We start from the raw sequence: 20,592 nt of genomic DNA, 5'->3' as shown, positions 1-20,592 counted from the left end.
GGTGATCCGCCCGTCGCGGCTGCGCTAAAGTTTTTGACGTTATGGTCGAAAAACTGGTTAGAGCACACCTAATCGCCTTTTGGCGTTTAACGAGGTAGCAACATGAATCCGATGAAAGCCCTTCGTCAGTACCAGAAGGTCAATTCCCACGCTCAGGTATCCGAGGCCAGCCCTCATCGCCTGATCCAGATGCTGCTGGAGGGTGGCCTTGATCGCCTGGCGCAGGCCAAGGGCGCGATGTCGCGTGGCGACGTCGCGCAAAAATGCGTGTTGATCACTAAAGCCATCGACATCATTACCGGCCTGCGTCAGGGCCTGGATGAAGAAAAAGCTGAAGACCCGGCTGCGATCCAGCAGTTGGACAGCCTTTACGAGTATATGAATACACGCCTGGTGCAAGCCAACGCGAGTAACGATCCGGAAGTTATCGATGAAGTCGCACGGTTGCTGATTACCGTGAAAAGTGGCTGGGATGCCATCGCTCCACAATAAGGCGGGTAGCCTTGAGGTAAACATCATGAGCCAAACACTGCAGCGCATTGACGAAACCCGCGAAGCCCTTATCGGCGCGCTGGCTGAGCGCAATTGGGAAGCTGTTGGCGAGTTGGACCTGGGTTGCCGCGCGGTGATTGATGAGGCGCTCAGCGAGGCGCCAGAAGACGAAGACGCGCTGCGCGAGAAGCTGGAGAGTTTGCTGGCGGTGTATCAGCAGTTGCTGGAAGTGACGACCGGCGAACGCCAGGCGATTTTCGAAGAGATGTCGCAGATCAACCGCGCGCAAAGTGCGTCAAAGGTTTACCATCTGTTCGGCTGAACTGGCTCAGTTAATCCGAACGGCGCGTCATATATTTGACTGTGCTCGCATTTTTGACTTAACTAGTGCTGTTTTCAGATTTCAGGCGTCAGTAAGGTAAGAAGTCTTACAGGCGTCTCGATTGCCCTCACTCTGGGGCAGGAAGTTTTACTAGGGAAGTTGCTATTGCATGTGGCGTGAAACCAAAATTCTGCTGATTGATGACGATAGCGTCCGCCGCCGCGATTTAGCGGTGATTTTAAATTTTCTCGGTGAAGAAAATTTGCCCTGCGGCAGCCACGACTGGCAGCAGGCGGTCAGCTCTTTGTCATCGAGCCGTGAAGTCATTTGTGTGCTGATCGGGACGGTAAACGCTCCTGGCGCCGTTTTGGGCCTGTTAAAGACACTGTCGACCTGGGATGAGTTCCTTCCGGTGTTGCTGATGGGCGATATTTCTTCCGTGGACCTGCCGGAAGACCAGCGCCGCCGTGTGCTTTCCACTCTGGAAATGCCGCCCAGCTACAGCAAATTGCTTGATTCGCTGCACCGTGCCCAGGTCTATCGCGAGATGTACGACCAGGCCCGCGAGCGCGGCCGTCACCGTGAACCCAACCTGTTCCGCAGCCTCGTCGGCACCAGCCGTGCGATCCAGCACGTGCGCCAGATGATGCAGCAAGTCGCCGACACCGACGCCAGCGTGCTGATCCTCGGCGAATCCGGTACCGGCAAGGAAGTGGTTGCGCGCAACCTGCACTATCACTCCAAGCGCCGCGACGGGCCTTTCGTGCCGGTCAACTGCGGGGCGATCCCGGCAGAGCTGCTCGAAAGCGAACTGTTCGGCCACGAGAAGGGCGCCTTTACCGGGGCCATCACCAGCCGTGCCGGGCGTTTTGAGCTGGCCAACGGCGGCACCTTGTTCCTCGACGAAATCGGCGACATGCCGCTGCCGATGCAGGTCAAGCTGCTGCGCGTGTTGCAGGAGCGCACCTTCGAGCGCGTGGGCAGCAACAAGACCCAGAGCGTCGACGTGCGCATCATCGCCGCCACCCACAAGAACCTCGAAAGCATGATCGAGGTCGGCAGCTTCCGCGAAGACCTGTACTACCGCCTCAACGTATTCCCTATCGAGATGGCCCCGCTGCGCGAGCGCGTTGAAGACATCCCGTTGCTGATGAACGAGTTGATCTCGCGCATGGAGCACGAAAAGCGTGGTTCGATTCGCTTCAACTCCGCCGCGATTATGTCCCTGTGCCGCCACGGCTGGCCGGGCAACGTGCGTGAGCTGGCCAACCTGGTGGAGCGCATGGCGATCATGCACCCCTACGGTGTGATCGGCGTGGTCGAGCTGCCGAAGAAATTCCGCTACGTCGATGACGAAGACGAGCAACTGGTCGACAGCCTGCGCACCGACCTCGAAGAGCGCGTGGCCATCAACGGCCATACGCCGGACTTCGGCTCCACCGCCATGCTGCCGCCCGAAGGCCTGGACTTGAAGGACTATCTTGGTAGCCTCGAGCAAGGCCTGATCCAGCAGGCGCTCGACGATGCCAACGGCATTGTCGCCCGCGCCGCCGAACGCCTGCGTATCCGTCGAACCACCCTGGTGGAGAAGATGCGCAAGTACGGTATGAGCCGCCGGGAAGGTGATGAACAGGCGGATGATTGACGCCTGTTTTTTAAGCTACTGAAATATCAGTAGTTTTTTTTCGGCACGGGTATTGCTACAGCCCTCGCAACGTTCCGTTTAACTGACGGTCAGCCAAGCGAGAGAGCATGATGCCCCACGCCGCCCAACACTCTTTGGTCCCTGATGCTCAGGGGCCTGTCCCGAACGCCGAGCAGCTCAGCCGACATGGCCTGGAACAGGCGTTTTCGCTGTTCAACCAGATGTCGAGCCAACTGACTGACTCTTACAGCTTGCTGGAGGCGCGGGTTTCCGAGCTTAAAGGCGAACTGGCGGTGGTCAGCGCCCAGCGTATGCAAGAGCTGGCCGAGAAAGAGCGCCTGGCCAACCGTCTGCAAAACCTGCTGTCGCTGCTGCCCGGTGGCGTGATCGTCATTGATGACCAGGGCCGCGTGCGTGAAGCCAACCCGGCTGCTGTCGACATGCTCGGCTTGCCGTTGGAAGGCGAGTTGTGGCGCGAAGTCATTGCCCGTTGCTTCGCCCCGCGTGAAGACGACGGCCACGAAATCTCCCTCAAGGACGGTCGCCGCCTGTCCATCGCCACCCGTTCGCTGGACGCCGAGCCCGGCCAGTTGGTGTTGCTCAACGACCTGACAGAAACTCGTCACCTGCAAGACCAACTGGCGCGGCATGAACGCTTGTCGTCATTGGGGCGGATGGTCGCTTCTTTGGCGCATCAGATCCGCACGCCGCTGTCGGCGGCGCTGATCTACGCCAGTCATTTGACTGACGAGCAATTGCCAGCGGCTACCCACCAACGTTTTGCTGGCCGCCTCAAAGAGCGCTTGCATGAGTTGGAGCACCAAGTGCGCGACATGCTGGTGTTTGCCCGCGGCGAGTTGCCGCTCACCGACCGTGTTACGCCCGCTGTGTTGATGCAGTCACTGCAAGCGGCGGCGGCCACGCATATCCAGGATGCCAATGTGCGCTGGCAGTGCGACAGCCACCAAGGCGAGTTGCTGTGCAACCGCGACACGCTGGTTGGCGCCTTGCTCAACCTGATCGAAAACGCCACCCAGGCCAGTGGCCCTGGAGCGCGGCTCAAGGTGCACCTGTACAGCCGCGAGCAAACCCTGCGCCTGTGTATCAGCGACAGCGGCAGCGGCATCGAACCCTTGGTACTGCAACGCCTGGGCGAACCGTTTTTTACCACCAAGACCAACGGCACCGGCCTCGGGCTGACCGTGGTCAAGGCAGTGGCACGTGCGCATCAGGGAGAATTGCAGCTGCACTCCCGGTTGGGGCGTGGCACCTGTGCATTGATGACCTTGCCGCTGTTTTCCAGCACGGCAAGCGCGGAGTAAAAGGACTATGGCTATCAAGGTTTTACTGGTCGAAGACGATCGCGCCCTGCGTGAAGCATTGGCTGACACGCTGCTGTTGGCGGGCCATGACTACCGGGCGGTCGGTTCTGCCGAGGAAGCCTTGGAGGCGGTCGAGCAGGAAGCTTTCAGCCTGGTGGTCAGTGACGTCAACATGCCCGGCATGGACGGCCACCAGTTGCTCGGCCTGCTGCGCGCGCGCCAGCCACAACTGCCGGTGCTGCTGATGACCGCCCACGGCGCCGTGGAGCGGGCGGTGGACGCCATGCGCCAGGGCGCGGCGGATTACCTGGTCAAACCCTTTGAGCCCAAGGCGCTGATCGAACTGGTTGCCCGGCATGCCCTCGGTGTTGTTTCGAATGCCGAAGGTGAAGGCCCGATTGCCTTTGAGCCGGCCAGCGCGCAACTGCTGGAACTGGCCGCGCGTGTGGCGCGCAGCGATTCCACCGTGCTGATCTCCGGCGAGTCCGGCACTGGTAAAGAAGTGCTGGCGCGGTATATCCACCAGCAATCGAGCCGCGCCAAACAACCTTTTATCGCGATCAACTGCGCGGCCATCCCCGACAACATGCTCGAAGCCACTTTGTTCGGCCATGAAAAAGGTTCGTTCACCGGCGCCATCGCGGCCCAGGCCGGCAAATTTGAACAGGCCGACGGCGGCACCATTCTGCTCGACGAAATCTCGGAAATGCCCCTGAGCCTGCAAGCCAAGCTGCTGCGGGTGTTGCAGGAGCGTGAGGTGGAACGCGTTGGCGCGCGCAAGCCGATCCAGCTGGATATCCGCGTGGTTGCCACCACCAACCGCGACCTCGCGGGCGAAGTGGCGGCGGGGCGCTTTCGTGAGGACTTGTTCTACCGGCTTTCGGTATTTCCGCTGGCCTGGCGCCCGTTGCGTGAACGCCCGGCGGACATTATCCCGCTGGCCGAGCGCCTGCTGAACAACCACGTCAAAAAAATGAAACACGCCCAGGCGCGGTTATCGGCCGAGGCCCAGGCTTGCCTGATCAGCTACCCATGGCCAGGCAACGTGCGCGAATTGGACAACGCCATCCAGCGCGCGCTGATTTTGCAGCAAGGCGGGTTGATCCAGCCGCAAGACTTCTGCCTGGCCATGGGCAGTGGCAGCGCGCCGTTGCCGAGCCTGGCGCCCGCACCGGTGGCGGCTGCCGACACCGAGTCCGGCGGTGCCCTGGGCGACGACCTGCGGCGCCGCGAATTCCAGATGATCATCGACACCTTGCGTGCCGAGCGCGGCCGTCGCAAAGAGGCCGCTGAGCGCCTGGGCATCAGCCCGCGCACCCTGCGCTACAAGCTGGCGCAGATGCGCGACGCCGGGATGGACGTGGAAGCCTACCTTTTCGCCACCTGACAGGTAACAAGGTCGACAAGGTTTGTCGCCTTTTCTTACGAGTTGCTACAGAGCTGGCACCCTTGTTGCTACCTCCCCTGGTAATTGCTGCGTAGTGTCAAAAAATTGCGGGTCGTCGGAGAGAGAAGGTCATGAGCCAGGGTATTGAGTTCAATCGGTTGATGTTGGATATGCGCTCCATGCAAATGGATGCCATGGCTCAACCGAAATCCGTCGCGCCAGCGCCGGAATTGGGCCAAAGCAGTTTTGCCGACATGCTCGGTCAGGCAATCAACAAAGTCAGCGATACCCAGCAGGCCTCCAGTCAGTTGGCCACCGCCTTTGAGATCGGCAAGAGCGGCGTGGACCTCACCGATGTGATGGTCGCTTCGCAAAAGGCCAGCGTTTCCTTTCAAGCCTTGACCCAAGTGCGTAACAAGCTGGTTCAGGCTTATCAAGACATCATGCAGATGCCGGTTTAAGGACGAGATTTAAGTCATGGCAGAAGCAGTCTCCGACAACGTACCCGCCAAGGCAGACGGCAAGCCGCCGCTGTTTGGCCTGTCGTTCCTGGAAAACCTCTCGGAAATGACCATGCTGCGGCAGGTGGGCCTGATGGTCGGCCTGGCTGCCAGCGTGGCGATTGGTTTTGCCGTGGTGTTGTGGTCGCAACAACCCGATTACCGCCCGCTGTACGGCAGCCTGGCCGGCATGGATTCCAAGCAGATCATGGAAACCCTGGCCGCCGCCGACATCGCCTACACCGTGGAGCCCAACTCCGGCGCCTTGCTGGTCAAGGCCGATGACGTGGCCCGTGCGCGCATGAAGCTGGCTGCGGCGGGTGTAACGCCGTCCGACAGCAATATCGGTTTTGAAATCCTCGACAAGGACCAAGGCCTGGGCACCAGCCAGTTCATGGAAGCCACCCGTTATCGGCGTGGCCTGGAAGGCGAACTGGCGCGCACCATCAGCAGCCTGAACAACGTCAAGGGCGCCCGCGTGCACCTGGCGATCCCGAAAAGCTCGGTGTTCGTGCGTGACGAACGCAAGCCCAGTGCTTCGGTGTTGGTCGAGTTGTTCTCTGGCCGCTCCCTGGAGCCTGGCCAGGTACTGGCGATCATCAACCTGGTGGCCACCAGCGTTCCCGAATTGAGCAAGTCGCAAATCACCGTGGTTGACCAGAAGGGCAACCTGCTGTCCGATCAGGCCGAGAACTCCGCGCTGACCCAGGCCGGCAAACAGTTCGACTACAGCCGCCGCATGGAAAGCATGCTCACCCAGCGCGTGCACAATATTTTGCAGCCGGTGCTGGGCAACGACCGCTACAAGGCTGAAGTGTCCGCCGACGTGGATTTCAGTGCGGTCGAGTCGACCTCCGAACAGTTCAACCCGGACCAGCCGGCGCTGCGCAGCGAGCAGTCCACCAGCGAACAGCGCACCGCCAGCAATGGCCCGCAAGGTGTGCCGGGTGCCCTGAGCAACCAGCCACCGGCCCCGGCGACTGCGCCGCAAACCACTGGTGGTGCGGCCGCTACAGCTGGCGCGATCCAGCCAGGCCAGCCACTGCTGGACGCCAACGGCCAGCAGATCATGGACCCGGCCACCGGCCAGCCAATGCTCGCGCCGTACCCGGCGGACAAGCGTAACCAGTCGACCAAGAACTTCGAACTCGACCGTTCCATCAGCCACACCAAGCAGCAGCAGGGCAAGATCAATCGCCTGTCGGTGTCGGTGGTGGTCGATGATCAGGTCAAGGTCAACCCGGCTGACGGCGCCGTCACCCGTGCGCCGTGGAGCACCGATGAATTGGCGCGCTTCACACGCCTGGTGCAGGACGCCGTCGGTTTCGACGCCAGCCGTGGTGACAGCGTCAGCGTGATCAACATGCCGTTCTCCGCCGAGCGCGCCGAAGTGATCGCCGACCCGGCGTTCTACACGCAGCCGTGGTTCTGGGACATCGTTAAACAAGTGCTGGGTGTGTTGTTCATTCTGGTGCTGGTGTTCGGTGTGCTGCGCCCGGTGCTCAACAACATCACCGGCAACGGCAAGAAACAGCTGGCCCTGGCCGGTGGCGACGTCGAGCTGGGTGGCATGGGCGGCCTGGACGGCGAACTGGCCAACGACCGCGTCAGCCTCGGCGGCCCGCAAAGCATCCTGTTGCCAAGCCCGAGCGAAGGCTATGACGCGCAGCTGAATGCAATCAAGAGTCTGGTAGCAGAAGACCCGGGTCGTGTGGCCCAGGTCGTGAAAGAGTGGATCAACGCAGATGAGTGATAATCGAGCCGCTGTTGCCAAGCTCACCAAGGTCGACAAAGCCGCAGTCCTGCTGCTGTCACTGGGTGAAACCGACGCCGCCCAAGTGCTGCGCCACATGGGGCCTAAAGAGGTCCAACGTGTGGGCGTGGCCATGGCGCAGATGCGCAATGTGCACCGCGAGCAAGTCGAGCAGGTGATGAGTGAGTTCGTCGAGATCGTCGGTGACCAAACCAGCCTGGGCGTCGGTTCCGACAGCTATATCCGCAAGATGCTCACCTCGGCACTCGGCGAAGACAAGGCCAACGGCCTGATCGACCGCATCCTGCTGGGCGGCAACACCAGTGGCCTGGACAGCCTCAAGTGGATGGAACCGCGTGCGGTGGCCGACGTGATCCGCTACGAGCACCCGCAGATCCAGGCGATCGTCGTCGCTTACCTCGACCCGGACCAGGCCGGTGAAGTGCTCGGCCACTTCGACCATAAAGTGCGCCTGGACATCATCCTGCGCGTGTCGTCGCTGAACACCGTGCAGCCGGCGGCCCTGAAAGAACTCAACACGATTCTGGAGAAGCAGTTCTCCGGCAACTCGAACGCCTCGCGCACCACCTTGGGTGGCATCAAGCGCGCGGCCGACATCATGAACTTCCTCGACAGCTCGGTCGAAGGCCAGTTGATGGACTCGATCCGCGAGATCGACGACACCCTGTCCGGCCAGATCGAAGACCTGATGTTCGTGTTCAACAACCTTTCCGATGTCGACGACCGTGGCATCCAGGCGTTGCTGCGCGAAGTCTCCTCCGACGTGTTGGTGCTGGCCCTCAAGGGCTCGGACGAAAACGTCAAAGAGAAGATCTTCAAGAACATGTCCAAGCGTGCTTCCGAACTGTTGCGCGACGACCTCGAAGCCAAAGGCCCGGTGCGCGTCAGCGACGTCGAAACCGCGCAGAAAGAAATCCTCACCATTGCCCGCCGTATGGCCGAAGCCGGAGAAATCGTTCTCGGCGGGAAGGGCGGCGAAGAAATGATCTAAGGCGCGACCCATGTCGAACAAAGATGAGACGCCCAGCGATCTGATTCGCGCACGGGATGTCGGCGGGTTCGACATCTGGTCGCTGCCCAGTTTCGATCCGCATGTGCCGGAGCCCGAGCCTGAACCGGTGGTTGAAACCCCGGTAGAGATGGAAGAAGTGCCGCTGGATGAAGTCCAGCCACTGACCCTGGAAGAACTCGAAGCCATCCGCCAGGAGGCCTATAACGAAGGCTTTGCGGCCGGCGAAAAAGACGGCTTTCGCAGCACCACCCTCAAGGTGCGCCAGGAGGCCGAAGAGGCGCTCAGCGTCAAACTCGCCAGCCTGGAACGGCTGATGGGCACGCTGTTCGACCCGATCGCCGAGCAGGATACGCAGATCGAAAAAGCCATGGTCGGCCTGGTTGAACACATTGCTCGCCAAGTCATTCAGCGCGAATTGGTGCTCGATTCCAGCCATATCGAAAGCGTCATGCGCGAAGCCCTCAAGCTGTTGCCGTTGGGCGTGGGCAATGTGCGCCTGTACATCAACCCGCAGGATTTCGAACAGGTCAAAGCCCTGCGCGAGCGCCATGAAGAAACCTGGCGCATCGTTGAAGACGCCAACCTGCAGCCTGGCGGTTGCCGCGTCGAGACCGAACACAGCCGCATCGATGCCACGGTGGAAACGCGCATCAGCCAGATCATGGCCAAGCTGTTTGATCAACTGCATGAACAAGCCCTGCACCCGGCCGAGCCGGACCTGAGTGTAGACCTGGACGCCGCCGATGCGCCTTGATCGCACCAGCTTCGCCAAGCGCCTGGGCAGCTACGCCGAGGCCACGGAGTTGCCCGGCCAGCCGATTCTCGAAGGACGCCTGTTGCGCATGGTCGGCCTGACCCTCGAAGCCGAAGGCCTGCGCGCCGCCATGGGCAGCCGCTGCCTGGTGATCAACGACGACAGCTACCATCCGGTGCAGGTCGAAGCCGAGGTGATGGGCTTTTCCGGCAGCAAGATTTTCCTGATGCCCGTGGGCAGCCTGGCGGGCATCGCGCCCGGCGCCCGCGTGGTGCCCTTGGCCGACACCGGCCGCCTGCCGATGGGCATGAGCATGCTCGGCCGCGTGCTCGATGGCGCCGGCCGCGCACTCGACGGCAAGGGCGGCATGAAGGCCGAAGACTGGGTGCCGATGGACGGCCCGACCATCAACCCGCTCAACCGCAACCCCATCAGCGTGCCGCTGGACGTGGGCATTCGCAGCATCAACGGTTTATTGACAGTCGGTCGCGGCCAGCGTCTGGGCCTGTTTGCCGGTACCGGCGTGGGTAAATCGGTGTTGCTGGGCATGATGACGCGCTTTACCGAGGCCGACATTATCGTGGTCGGGCTGATCGGCGAGCGCGGCCGTGAAGTGAAAGAGTTCATCGAGCACAGCCTCGGTGAAGAAGGTCTCAAACGCTCGGTGGTGGTCGCGTCGCCTGCGGACGATGCGCCGCTGATGCGCCTGCGCGCCGCGATGTACTGCACGCGCATTGCCGAATATTTTCGCGACAAGGGCAAGAATGTCCTGTTGCTGATGGACTCGCTCACGCGTTTTGCCCAGGCCCAGCGGGAAATCGCCCTGGCCATCGGCGAACCGCCGGCCACCAAAGGTTACCCGCCGTCAGTGTTCGCCAAGCTGCCCAAGCTGGTGGAGCGCGCGGGTAATGCCGAGGCCGGTGGTGGTTCGATCACCGCGTTCTATACGGTGTTGTCCGAAGGCGATGACCAACAAGACCCGATTGCCGACTCGGCGCGGGGCGTGCTCGACGGCCACATCGTGCTGTCGCGGCGCCTGGCCGAGGAAGGGCACTACCCGGCCATCGACATCGAAGCCTCGATCAGCCGGGTGATGCCGGCGGTGGTCACGCCCGAGCACATGGCGCGTGCGCAGCATTTCAAACAACTGTGGTCGCGTTATCAGCAAAGCCGCGATTTGATCAGCGTCGGCGCCTACGTGGCCGGTGGTGATCGCGAAACCGACCTGGCCATCGCGCTGCAACCGCAACTGGTGAGCTACCTGCGCCAAGGCCTTAACGACAAGATCAGCATGGGCGAAAGCGAAGCGCACCTGGGCTCGATCTTCGCCCCGGCGCCGGGCGGTTAAGCCATGGCCAGCACCCGCTCTTCACGCCTGGCCCCGGTGGTGGACATGGCCGAAAAGGCCGAAAAGACCGCCGTGCAGCGTTTGGGTTACTTTCAGGGCCAGGTGCGCCTGGCGGAAAGCAAGCTGGGTGACCTGGAGCGCTTTCGCGGCGAGTACCAGCAGCAGTGGATTGAGCGCGGCAGCAAGGGTGTCTCCGGCCAGTGGCTGATGGGTTATCAGGGCTTTCTCAACCAGCTGGAAACTGCCGTGGGCCAGCAGCGCCAGAGCCTGGCCTGGCACCAGAACAATCTCGATAAAGCCCGCGAAAGTTGGCAGGCGGCGTTTGCTCGCGTTGAAGGTTTGCGCAAGCTGGTGCAGCGCTATATCGACGAAGCGCGGGCGATTGAAGACAAGCGCGAGCAAAAGCTGCTCGATGAGCTATCACAGCGTCTTCCCCGCCAATCACAGTACTAAAAATGTGGGAGCGGGCTTGCTCGCGAAAGCGCTGGATCAGCCAATGAGTCTGTTGACTGACACACCGCTTTCGCGAGCAAGCCCGCTCCCACATTTGATTCGTTGTGTTGCTCACATCTCTATCAGCTGCTAAACCTTGTTGCACATTGCCAATGACAAGGAAGCAGTCGTATGTCAGTCGAGTCAGAAGTATCCCTGGATGGGACTAAGTTGACGATCAGGGTCAAGGGGCGATTCGATTTCGGTAGCCACCAAGCCTTTCGTGATGCCTACGAGCGGTTCTACAAAGTGCCCGAGATCTACGTGGTGGACCTGAAGGACGCCACCTACATGGACAGCTCGGCCCTGGGCATGCTCCTGCTATTGCGTGACCATGCCGGTGGCGATGACGCCGAAGTGCAGGTGATCAACAGCAACTCCGATGTGCGCAAGATCCTCGCCATTTCCAACTTCGACAAACTGTTTGATCTCAGTTGAGCACCCTGGCCCCGGTACTCGAGCCGCTGACGATCCTGATCGCCGAAGACAGCGCCGCCGATTTGCTGTTGCTGTCGACGATCATTCGGCGTCAGGGCCATCAGGTGCTTACCGCCACCAACGGCGCGCAAGCTGTCGAGGTGTTCAGCCGTGAACGCCCGCAGTTGGTGTTGATGGACGCCCTTATGCCGGTGATGGATGGCTTTGAGGCGGCGCGGCAGATCAAACAGCTGGCGGGCGAGGCGTTGGTGCCGATCATCTTTCTCACCTCGCTGCGCGAAAGTGAAGCCCTGGCCCAGTGCCTGGACGCCGGCGGCGATGACTTCCTGCCCAAGCCTTACAACCCGCTGATCCTGGCCGCCAAGATCAATGCCATGGACCGCTTGCGGCGGCTGCAGGCCACGGTGCTGCGCCAGCGTGACCAGATCGCCCGGCACCACGATTACCTGTTGCACGAGCAACGCGCGGCCAAGGCGGTGTTCGACAAGGTGGCGCATTCGGGTTGCATCAATGCGGCGCCGAACATTCGTTACCTGCAATCGCCTTATGCGCTGTTCAACGGCGACCTGTTGCTGGCGGCCTACACGCCCTCCGGCGACATGCATGTGCTGCTCGGTGACTTCACCGGCCATGGCCTGCCCGCCGCCGTGGGCGCCATGCCGCTGGCGGAGGTGTTCTATGGCATGACCGCCAAGGGCTACGGCCTGGCGCAGACCCTGCGTGAGATGAATGCCAAGCTCAAGCGCATCCTGCCGGTGGACATGTTCTGCTGCGCCACACTGGTGTGCCTGAGTACCCAGCGGCGCGTGGTGGAGGTGTGGAACGGCGGCATGCCCGACGGCTATGTGCATGAGATCGCCACGGGCAAGCGCACGCCGTTGGTATCGCGGCACCTGCCGCTGGGCGTGCTGTCGGCACAGGCGTTTGATGACAGCACCGAAGTCTGGCCCATGGCCCTGGGCGACCGGGTGTTCTTGTTGTCCGATGGGGTGCTGGATACCGCCAACGCCAATGAGCAGTTGTTTGGTGCGGCGCGTTTGCAGCAGGTGTTTGCCAGCAACCGCAAGCCCGACCGTTTGTTCGAAGACATTGAGCAGGCGCTGGCGGCGTTTCGGGGTGAGGCGCGCGATGATGTCAGCATGGTCGAGATCATCTTGCAGCCTGGCCAGCCGTCGCGGGCGGCTGAGCCCCTGTATGCCGACAGTGGCCAGTCGTGCCCGCTGGATTGGTCGGTGAGTTTCGAGTTTCGTGCGCGCACGCTGAAAAGCTACAACCCGTTGCCGTACCTGCTGCAACTGCTGCTGGAGATTCATGGCCTGCGTGGGCAGAGCGGGGCGCTGTACAGTGTGATGGCCGAGTTGTATTCCAACGCGCTGGAGCATGGCGTGCTGGGCCTGGATTCGCGGCTCAAGCGCGATGCCCAGGGGTTTGCCGAGTATTACCGTCAGCGCAACGAACGCCTGGCGCAGTTGAACAACGGTTATGTGCGTGTGCATGTGCAGGTGGTGCCGACTGCGCCGGGCGGCAAAATGACGCTGCGCATCGAGGACAGTGGGCCTGGGTTTGACGTCGAACAGGTGCTGGCGCGGCCGCTGGATATAGACCGTTTGTCTGGCCGTGGGCTGAGCCTGGTACGGCAACTGAGCAGCGATGTACGCTGGACCGATGGCGGGCGCAGTGTGTGCGTGGAGTTTTGCTGGGGGGCTCTGGCATAATCCGCCGATTCTTGATCAAGGAGCGAACAAGTGCTTGAGATTCATCTGGACCCTGATGTGTTGACGGGCCTGCAAGAAGTGATGGAAAGCGAGTATCCGAAATTGCTGGATACCTTCCTGGACGATTCGCAAAAGCGCATCGATGCGTTGCGCAAGTCGCGTGGTGATGCCAAGGCGCTGGGGCGGATTGCGCATAGCTTCAAGGGCAGCAGTGGCAACCTCGGCGCGGTGCGGCTGGCGCAGTTGTGTCAGCGGTTGGAGGCGGAGTCCGTCGAGTTGACTGCGGACTTGGGTGCGCTGGTTGATCAGATTGATCATGAGTTTGCGCTGGTGCGGCCGCTGTATGAGTCGGAAAGGCAGCGCTTCGGTCTCTGAATCACCGCAGTTGTATCAGACCTGCGTTTTACCTGTCATTCGTCTTTGCTCCGCAAACCTGGCCCGACTCTTGCTCTATCTCCCAATACTGCATCCCCGACCCCCAATGCAGTGGAGACCTTTACCTATGCCAGTCGCCCCCAATTCGCTCCTTCAGGCTGCCGCTGCGGCCAAGCCTCAAGCGCCTGCCGCCACACCGGCTGTAGCGGCTGCAGACCCACGGGACAAAGGCCCTGGCTTCGCTCAAGTGTTCGCCAACCAAAGCCCCAAGCCCACGCTGAAGACCGACGACAGCCCGGTAAAAGTCTCACGTGACAAGCCTGCGGACGCCAACGCCAAGCCGATCGCCAGCAACGACAAGCCTGCCGCCAGCACGCCAGCGGTTGCCGATAGCGGCAATCCCTTGCCTGCCAAGCCAGCCAAGTCCGACGACAGCGCCAGCAGTGATGACAACAAGCCCAGCGACCCGGCCCTGGCGCAGCAACCTGCGGCTGATCCGGTGGTTGACCCGGCCGTGGTTGCCGCCATTACGCCGGTGCCTGTCCCGGTGCCAACGCCTGCGCCGGTAGCGGCCAATGATGACAAGGCCCAGCCGGTGGTCGCGGCGCCGATTGCGGTGACGGAAGATGCCAAGCAACCGGCCTTCGACCCTGAAGCCGATCCGCTGGATTCGATGCCGGCCGTGCGCCTGGCCATGGAGCAGGGCGGCCACGTCTCGGCCAGCAGCCAGACGCCGCAGAAAACCGCGCCGACCACGACTCAGGATCAACCCACCGCCGCGCAGAATTTTGCCGCAGGTCTGGCCAATATGGTCGACCAGCAAGCCACCAAAGACAGCACTGACCAGGGCGGCGACAAGGCTTTCAGTGGGCTGATCGAAGGCGGACTCAAGGATTTGAAAGACGCCAGCAGCGATACCCGCGTCGACGACTTCGCCAACCGCCTGGCCGCGCTGACCCAGGCCGCCACGCCGAAAACCGCGAATGCCCTGCCGCCCGTGGCCAATGCGCCGCTGGCCATGCACCAGAGTGGCTGGACCGAAGAAGTGGTCAACCGCGTGATGTACCTGTCCAGCGCCAACCTCAAGTCGGCGGAGATCCAGTTGCAGCCGGCCGAGCTGGGGCGCCTGGATATCAAGGTCAACATGACCGCCGACCAGCAGGCCCAGGTCAGCTTCATGAGCGGCCACGCCGTGGTGCGTGAAGCGCTGGAAAGCCAGTCCGGCCGTTTGCGCGAGATGTTTGCCCAGCAAGGCATGGGGCAGGTCGACGTCAATGTGTCCGACCAGTCCCGTGGCTGGCAGGGGCAGGGCCAGGAGCAACAGCAGCAAAACCAGGCACGCGGCATAAGCGGCAGTGGCGGGCGTGGTGATGGCGGCGATGCGAGTGACGCTGCTGAAGTGGCGGCGGCGGTCGCGCCGGTGACTCAGACAATAGTTGGCTCCAGCGCCGTCGATTACTACGCCTGACTTGAGCCAAAAACGCGGTCAATGTGGGAGCTGGCTTGCCTGCGATGGCGGTGTATCAGTTACAGAAGTATTAACTGACTCACCGCCATCGCAGGCAAGCCAGCTCCCACATTTGATTTTGGGTGTTCGCCGTTCCCCGGTTAGTCAGACAACTCTGGCATAACACTTGCTCTTGCCTTCCCGTAGATCTATGAATCCCCGAATAGTGACGGATTATTGGCATGGCGAAGAGCGACGACGCAGCAGCAACCCCACCCGCAGGCAAAGGCAAGCTCAAGCTGATCCTGCTGATTGTGCTGGGCCTGCTCCTGGCCATTGGCGCCTCGATTGGCGGCACCTGGTACATCATGCACAGCAGCACGAGCAAACCGGCCCCCGCCGCCGAAACCGCCACTAACGTCAAGCAACCGGCAATCTTCGAGCCGATGCTGCCGGCCTTTGTCGCCAACTACAATCAGAACGGTCGTCAACGCTACCTGCAGGTGAGCATCACCTTGCTGGCGCGCAACCAGGCGGACCTGGATGCGCTTAAAGTGCATATGCCGGTGATCCGCAACAATCTGGTGATGCTGTTCTCCGGCCAAAGCTTCGACAGCCTCGCCACCCCGGTCGGCCAGGAAATGCTGCGCCAGAAGGTCACTGCCAGCGTGCAGGAAGTGGCCCAGAAAGAGCTCGGCAAAGTCGTGGTCGAGCAGGCGCTCTTCACTAACTTCGTATTGCAGTAGGATCACGACATGGCCGTGCAAGACCTGCTGTCCCAGGATGAAATCGACGCGCTATTGCATGGTGTCGACGATGGTCTGGTACAGACCGAAATGGCTGCCGAGCCCGGCAGCGTCAAAAGTTATGACCTCACCAGCCAGGATCGCATCGTCCGTGGGCGCATGCCGACCCTGGAGATGATCAACGAGCGTTTCGCCCGCTACACCCGTATCAGCATGTTCAACATGCTGCGCCGTTCGGCGGACGTGGCGGTGGGTGGCGTGCAGGTGATGAAATTCGGTGAATACGTGCACTCGCTGTACGTGCCCACCAGCCTCAACCTGGTCAAGATCAAACCGTTGCGCGGCACCGCACTGTTCATCCTCGACGCCAAACTGGTGTTCAAGCTGGTGGACAACTTCTTCGGCGGCGACGGCCGTCACGCCAAGATCGAAGGGCGTGAATTCACCCCGACTGAACTGCGTGTGGTGCGTATGGTGCTGGAGCAAGCCTTCATCGACTTGAAGGAAGCCTGGCAGGCGATCATGGAAGTCAATTTCGAGTACATCAACTCGGAAGTGAACCCGGCCATGGCCAACATCGTCGGCCCCAGCGAAGCCATTGTGGTGTCCACCTTCCACATCGAACTCGATGGCGGCGGCGGCGACCTGCACGTGACCATGCCGTACTCGATGATCGAGCCGGTGCGCGAAATGCTCGACGCCGGCTTCCAGTCCGACCTCGACGACCAGGACGAGCGCTGGGTCAAGGCCCTGCGCGAAGACCTGCTGGACGTCGACGTGCCTTTAAGCGCCACTGTGGCCCGTCGCCAGCTGCGATTGCGGGATATTTTGCACATGCAACCGGGGGACGTGATCCCTGTGGAGCTGCCGGAAGAGCTGATCATGCGCGCCAACGGCGTGCCGTCGTTCAAGGTCAAGCTCGGTTCCCACAAAGGCAACCTGGCGTTGCAAGTGATCGAACCGATCAACCGTCGCTGATCTGCCCCTTCTACCGATGAATTTTTGCTGCGCCGAGGACATGTAATGGCTACCGAACACGAAAACACTTCCGCCGAAGACCAGGCCCTGGCTGACGAATGGGCTGCGGCCCTGGAAGAAACCGGCGATGTGGGCCAGGACGACATCGATGCGCTGCTGGCCGCCGACGCCGCCAGTGCGCCGGCCGGCAAACGCCTGCCGATGGAAGAATTCGGCAGCGTGCCGAAAAACAACGACCCGGTGACCCTCGACGGCCCGAACCTGGATGTGATCCTCGACATTCCGGTGTCGATCTCCATGGAAGTCGGCAGCACCGAAATCAACATCCGCAACCTTTTGCAGCTCAACCAGGGTTCGGTAATCGAGCTCGACCGCCTGGCCGGTGAGCCGCTGGACGTGCTGGTCAACGGCACCCTGATCGCCCATGGCGAGGTGGTGGTGGTCAACGAGAAGTTCGGCATCCGCCTGACGGACGTGATCAGCCCAAGCGAACGCATCAAGAAGTTGCGCTGAGATGAAGTATTCGATGGCGGGACTGTTTCTGGCGCTGCCATTGAGCGCCATCGCGGCTGAGCCGGTCGCCCAAGCGGTCACTGCGGCGCCGGTGGTCAGCAGTGGCATCGGTGGGCAATTGACCCAGCTGGTGCTTGGGTTGTTGCTGGTGGTCGGCCTGATCTTCGTGCTCGCCTGGTTGATGCGCCGCGTGCAGCGCATCGGGCCGGGCAATGCCCAGGTGATTGAGATGATCGGCTCGCGTGCCCTCGGCCCGCGTGATCGCCTGGTGCTGGTGCAGGTGGGCGAGGAGCAGATTCTGCTCGGCATCACGCCCGGCCGCATCACCCCGTTGCACGTGCTCAAGACGCCGGTGGAAGCGGCCAAGACCGAGGCCGCCACGCCAGAATTCGCCCAGCGCCTGATGGAGCTGTTGGGCAAGGATCAGAAGGATAAGAAGTAATGCGCGTTTTATTGACGCTCATGCTGTTGCTGGCCGCGCCGCTGGCGTTTGCGGCCGACCCGTTGTCGATCCCGGCGATCACCCTGGGCACCAACGCCGCCGGCGCCCAGGAATACTCGGTCAGCCTGCAGATTTTGCTGATCATGACCGCGCTGAGTTTTATCCCGGCGTTTGTCATGCTCATGACCAGCTTCACGCGGATCATCATCGTGTTCTCGATTTTGCGTCAGGCCCTGGGCCTGCAGCAGACGCCGTCGAACCAGATCCTCACCGGCATGGCGCTGTTTTTGACGCTGTTTATCATGGCGCCGGTGTTCGACAAGGTGAACCAGCAAGCCTTGCAACCCTACCTGGCCGAGAAACTCACGGCCCAGGACGCGATCGACAAGGCCCAAGGCCCGATCAAGGACTTTATGCTGTCGCAAACCCGCTCCAGCGACCTTGAGCTGTTTATGCGCCTGTCCAAGCGCACCGACATTGCCACGCCGGATCAGGCGCCGCTGACCATTCTGGTGCCGGCATTCGTCACGTCCGAATTGAAAACCGCGTTCCAGATCGGCTTCATGATCTTTATCCCGTTCCTGATCATCGACCTGGTGGTGGCGAGCGTGCTGATGGCCATGGGCATGATGATGCTGTCGCCGCTGATTATTTCGTTGCCGTTCAAGATCATGTTGTTTGTGCTGGTGGACGGCTGGGCGCTGATTATCGGCACCCTGGCCAGCAGTTTCGGCGGGGTGTAGTGACATGACGCCAGAAGTAGCGGTCGACCTGTTCCGTGAAGCGCTATGGCTGACCACCATGATGGTCGCCGTGCTGGTGGTGCCGAGCCTGTTGGTGGGCCTGCTGGTGGCGATGTTCCAGGCCGCCACCCAGATCAACGAACAGACCTTGAGCTTCCTCCCGCGCCTGCTGGTAATGCTGATCACCCTGATCGTCGCCGGCCCGTGGCTGGTGCAAACCTTTATGGAATACATCCTGCAGTTGTACGGCAGTATTCCGCAGTTGATCGGCTGACCGATGCAATCGGTACTGGCCTTGACCGACACCCAGATCAGCACCTGGGTGGCGTCTTTTATCCTGCCGATGTTCCGCGTCACGGCGGTGCTGATGACCATGCCGGTGTTCGGGACCACCTTGGTGCCGAGGCGCATCCGCCTGTATTTTGCCTTCGCCATTACCATCGTCATCGTGCCCGGCTTGCCGCCGATGCCGCCGGTGAATGCTCTGGACCTCAGCGCGTTATTGCTGATTGCCGAACAGATCCTGATCGGTGCGCTGATGGGCTTTTCCCTGACCTTGTTCTTCCAGGCTTTTGTGATCGCCGGGCAGATCATCTCGATCCAGATGGGCATGGGCTTCGCGTCCATGGTCGACCCCACCAACGGCGTGTCGGTGGCGGTGATCGGGCAGTTCCTGACCATGCTGGTGACCTTGATTTTCCTGGCGATGAATGGCCACCTGGTGGTGTTCGAGGTGCTGACCGAAAGCTTCACCACCTTGCCGGTGGGCTCGGGGTTGGTGGTCAATCACTTCTGGGAATTGGTCGGACGCATGAGTTGGGTGCTGGGCGCCTCGTTGTTGCTGGTGCTGCCGGCGATTACTGCGCTGCTGGTGGTCAACATCGCGTTTGGCGTGATGACCCGCGCGGCGCCGCAACTGAACATTTTTTCGATTGGTTTCCCGTTGACCCTGGTGTTGGGCATGGGGATTTTCTGGATCGGCATGGCCGACATTCTCAATCAGTATCAACCGCTGGCCACCGACGCCTTGCAGTTCTTACGTGATCTGGCACGGGCGCGTTGAGCCATGGCCGAGAGCGAGAGTGGCCAGGACAAAACAGAAGACCCCACGGAGAAACGTAAAAAGGACTCCAGGGAAAAGGGCGAGATTGCCCGTTCCAAAGAACTCAATACCCTGGCGGTGATGCTCGCCGGTGCCGGTGGCCTGCTGATCTACGGCGGCGGCCTGGCGCTGGACCTGATGGAGCTGATGAAGCTCAACTTCTCACTGCCGCGCGAAGTGCTGTTGAGCCCCGGCGCCATGGGCCAGTACCTGCTGCACTCGGGCAAGATCGCGATTCTGGCGGTGCAGCCGGTGCTAATCACCCTGTTGCTGGCGGCGCTGATCGGGCCGGTTTCCTTGGGTGGCTGGCTGTTTGCCGCCGGCAGCATGGCGCCCAAGTTCAGCCGCATGAACCCTGGGCCTGGGCTTAAGCGCATGTTTTCCACCAAAGCGCTGGTGGAATTGCTCAAGGCGCTGGCGAAATTCATTTTGATTTTGTTTGTGGCGTTGACGGTGTTGTCGTCCGACATCGACGACTTGCTGCGCATTGCCCATGAACCGCTGGAATCGGCGATTATCCACAGTGTGCAGGTGGTGGGCTGGAGTTCGCTGTGGATGGCCTGCGGGCTGATCATCATCGCCGCGGTGGATGCGCCGATCCAGCTGTGGGAAAGCCACAAGAAACTGCTGATGACCAAGCAGGAAGTGCGCGACGAACACAAAGATCAGGAAGGCCGCCCCGAGGTCAAACAGCGGATTCGCCAACTGCAGCGCGAAATGTCCCAGCGCAAGATGATGGCGGCAGTGCCGGATGCCGACGTGGTCATCACCAACCCGACCCACTACGCCGTGGCGCTCAAGTACGACCCGGAGAAGGGCGGCGCGCCGATGTTGCTGGCCAAGGGCAGCGACTTTACCGCGCTGAAGATCCGCGAAATCGCCGTGGCCAACGACATTCTGCTGCTGGAATCGCCGGAGCTGGCGCGGTCGATCTTCTACTCCACCGACCTCGACCAGGAAATCCCCGCAGGTCTGTACCTGGCCGTGGCGCAGGTGTTGGCCTACGTGTACCAGATCCGCCAATACCGCGCGGGCAAGGGCAAGC

Annotated in this window: 23 protein-coding genes; all 23 read left to right on the top strand. The window is 61.4% G+C overall.

What is annotated here, in order from left to right:
• The first annotated feature begins 102 nt into the window (after positions 1-102).
• Entirely contained in the window at positions 103-492 is a 390-nt protein-coding gene (gene fliS / locus K0H48_RS01755) for a flagellar export chaperone FliS (RefSeq protein ID WP_219266169.1), read from the top strand.
• 25 nt (positions 493-517) lie between these two features.
• Positions 518-814 carry a flagellar protein FliT gene (locus K0H48_RS01750; protein ID WP_219266168.1) on the top strand — a complete coding sequence of 99 codons (297 nt, stop codon included), beginning with the start codon at positions 518-520 and terminating at the stop codon, positions 812-814.
• A 169-nt stretch (positions 815-983) separates the two neighbouring features.
• The gene (locus tag K0H48_RS01745; RefSeq protein WP_064453465.1) at positions 984-2,459 is read left to right on the top strand and encodes a sigma-54 dependent transcriptional regulator; all 1,476 of its coding nucleotides are present in this window, start codon (positions 984-986) and stop codon (positions 2,457-2,459) included.
• Positions 2,460-2,569: 110 nt separating this feature from the next.
• Positions 2,570-3,781 (top strand): PAS domain-containing sensor histidine kinase, encoded by a 1,212-nt coding sequence (locus K0H48_RS01740; RefSeq protein WP_257626811.1) that lies wholly within the window; start codon positions 2,570-2,572, stop codon positions 3,779-3,781.
• A gap of 7 nt (positions 3,782-3,788) precedes the next feature.
• The gene (locus K0H48_RS01735) at positions 3,789-5,168 is read left to right on the top strand and encodes a sigma-54 dependent transcriptional regulator (protein WP_219266167.1); all 1,380 of its coding nucleotides are present in this window, start codon (positions 3,789-3,791) and stop codon (positions 5,166-5,168) included.
• Positions 5,169-5,299: 131 nt separating this feature from the next.
• Positions 5,300-5,629, top strand: a complete 330-nt coding sequence (gene fliE / locus K0H48_RS01730; RefSeq protein WP_017134937.1) for a flagellar hook-basal body complex protein FliE — start codon at positions 5,300-5,302, stop codon at positions 5,627-5,629.
• A 16-nt stretch (positions 5,630-5,645) separates the two neighbouring features.
• The gene (gene fliF / locus K0H48_RS01725) at positions 5,646-7,421 is read left to right on the top strand and encodes a flagellar basal-body MS-ring/collar protein FliF (RefSeq protein ID WP_017134938.1); all 1,776 of its coding nucleotides are present in this window, start codon (positions 5,646-5,648) and stop codon (positions 7,419-7,421) included.
• Positions 7,414-8,433, top strand: a complete 1,020-nt coding sequence (fliG, locus tag K0H48_RS01720; protein ID WP_010208743.1) for a flagellar motor switch protein FliG — start codon at positions 7,414-7,416, stop codon at positions 8,431-8,433. The genes fliF and fliG overlap by 8 nt, the downstream gene beginning before the upstream one ends.
• A gap of 10 nt (positions 8,434-8,443) precedes the next feature.
• Complete coding sequence (gene fliH, locus K0H48_RS01715; protein ID WP_219266166.1) at positions 8,444-9,208, top strand: flagellar assembly protein FliH; 765 nt, start codon at positions 8,444-8,446, stop codon at positions 9,206-9,208.
• Positions 9,198-10,556: a flagellar protein export ATPase FliI gene (fliI, locus tag K0H48_RS01710; RefSeq protein WP_138814483.1), complete on the top strand. Its 1,359-nt coding sequence runs from the start codon at positions 9,198-9,200 to the stop codon at positions 10,554-10,556. The genes fliH and fliI overlap by 11 nt, the downstream gene beginning before the upstream one ends.
• 3 nt (positions 10,557-10,559) lie before the next feature.
• Entirely contained in the window at positions 10,560-11,009 is a 450-nt protein-coding gene (fliJ, locus tag K0H48_RS01705; protein ID WP_016972024.1) for a flagellar export protein FliJ, read from the top strand.
• Positions 11,010-11,180: 171 nt separating this feature from the next.
• Positions 11,181-11,486, top strand: coding sequence for an STAS domain-containing protein (locus tag K0H48_RS01700; protein WP_219266165.1), 306 nt, complete (start codon positions 11,181-11,183; stop codon positions 11,484-11,486).
• A complete protein-coding gene (locus tag K0H48_RS01695; protein ID WP_138814485.1) occupies positions 11,483-13,201 on the top strand; it encodes a fused response regulator/phosphatase in 1,719 nt (572 codons plus the stop codon). Before K0H48_RS01700 ends, K0H48_RS01695 begins: the two co-directional genes overlap by 4 nt.
• 30 nt (positions 13,202-13,231) lie before the next feature.
• Positions 13,232-13,576, top strand: coding sequence for an Hpt domain-containing protein (locus K0H48_RS01690; protein ID WP_219266164.1), 345 nt, complete (start codon positions 13,232-13,234; stop codon positions 13,574-13,576).
• Positions 13,577-13,703: 127 nt separating this feature from the next.
• Complete coding sequence (locus K0H48_RS01685; RefSeq protein ID WP_219266163.1) at positions 13,704-15,044, top strand: flagellar hook-length control protein FliK; 1,341 nt, start codon at positions 13,704-13,706, stop codon at positions 15,042-15,044.
• Between the two features lie 221 nt (positions 15,045-15,265).
• Positions 15,266-15,769: a flagellar basal body-associated protein FliL gene (gene fliL, locus K0H48_RS01680; RefSeq protein ID WP_219266162.1), complete on the top strand. Its 504-nt coding sequence runs from the start codon at positions 15,266-15,268 to the stop codon at positions 15,767-15,769.
• 9 nt (positions 15,770-15,778) lie between these two features.
• Positions 15,779-16,747, top strand: coding sequence for a flagellar motor switch protein FliM (fliM, locus tag K0H48_RS01675; RefSeq protein WP_010166091.1), 969 nt, complete (start codon positions 15,779-15,781; stop codon positions 16,745-16,747).
• 45 nt (positions 16,748-16,792) lie between these two features.
• Complete coding sequence (fliN, locus tag K0H48_RS01670) at positions 16,793-17,260, top strand: flagellar motor switch protein FliN (RefSeq protein ID WP_053257298.1); 468 nt, start codon at positions 16,793-16,795, stop codon at positions 17,258-17,260.
• 1 nt (position 17,261) lies between these two features.
• On the top strand, positions 17,262-17,702 hold the full coding sequence (fliO, locus tag K0H48_RS01665) for a flagellar biosynthetic protein FliO (RefSeq protein ID WP_219266161.1): 441 nt from the start codon (positions 17,262-17,264) through the stop codon (positions 17,700-17,702).
• Positions 17,702-18,445: a flagellar type III secretion system pore protein FliP gene (gene fliP / locus K0H48_RS01660; protein ID WP_053257296.1), complete on the top strand. Its 744-nt coding sequence runs from the start codon at positions 17,702-17,704 to the stop codon at positions 18,443-18,445. The genes fliO and fliP overlap by 1 nt, the downstream gene beginning before the upstream one ends.
• Positions 18,446-18,449: 4 nt before the next feature.
• Positions 18,450-18,719, top strand: a complete 270-nt coding sequence (fliQ, locus tag K0H48_RS01655; RefSeq protein ID WP_003214552.1) for a flagellar biosynthesis protein FliQ — start codon at positions 18,450-18,452, stop codon at positions 18,717-18,719.
• A gap of 3 nt (positions 18,720-18,722) precedes the next feature.
• Positions 18,723-19,508 (top strand): flagellar biosynthetic protein FliR, encoded by a 786-nt coding sequence (gene fliR / locus K0H48_RS01650; protein WP_138814490.1) that lies wholly within the window; start codon positions 18,723-18,725, stop codon positions 19,506-19,508.
• 3 nt (positions 19,509-19,511) lie between these two features.
• On the top strand, positions 19,512-20,592 hold a 1,081-nt coding region (flhB, locus tag K0H48_RS01645; RefSeq protein WP_219266160.1), incomplete at its 3' end, for a flagellar biosynthesis protein FlhB.

It is taken from the genome of Pseudomonas sp. Xaverov 259 (assembly GCF_019352915.1).
Taxonomy (GTDB): Bacteria; Pseudomonadota; Gammaproteobacteria; order Pseudomonadales; family Pseudomonadaceae; genus Aquipseudomonas.
Note: the sequence above shows the minus strand (reverse complement) of the source record. Positions and strands in the feature narration are given on the sequence as shown.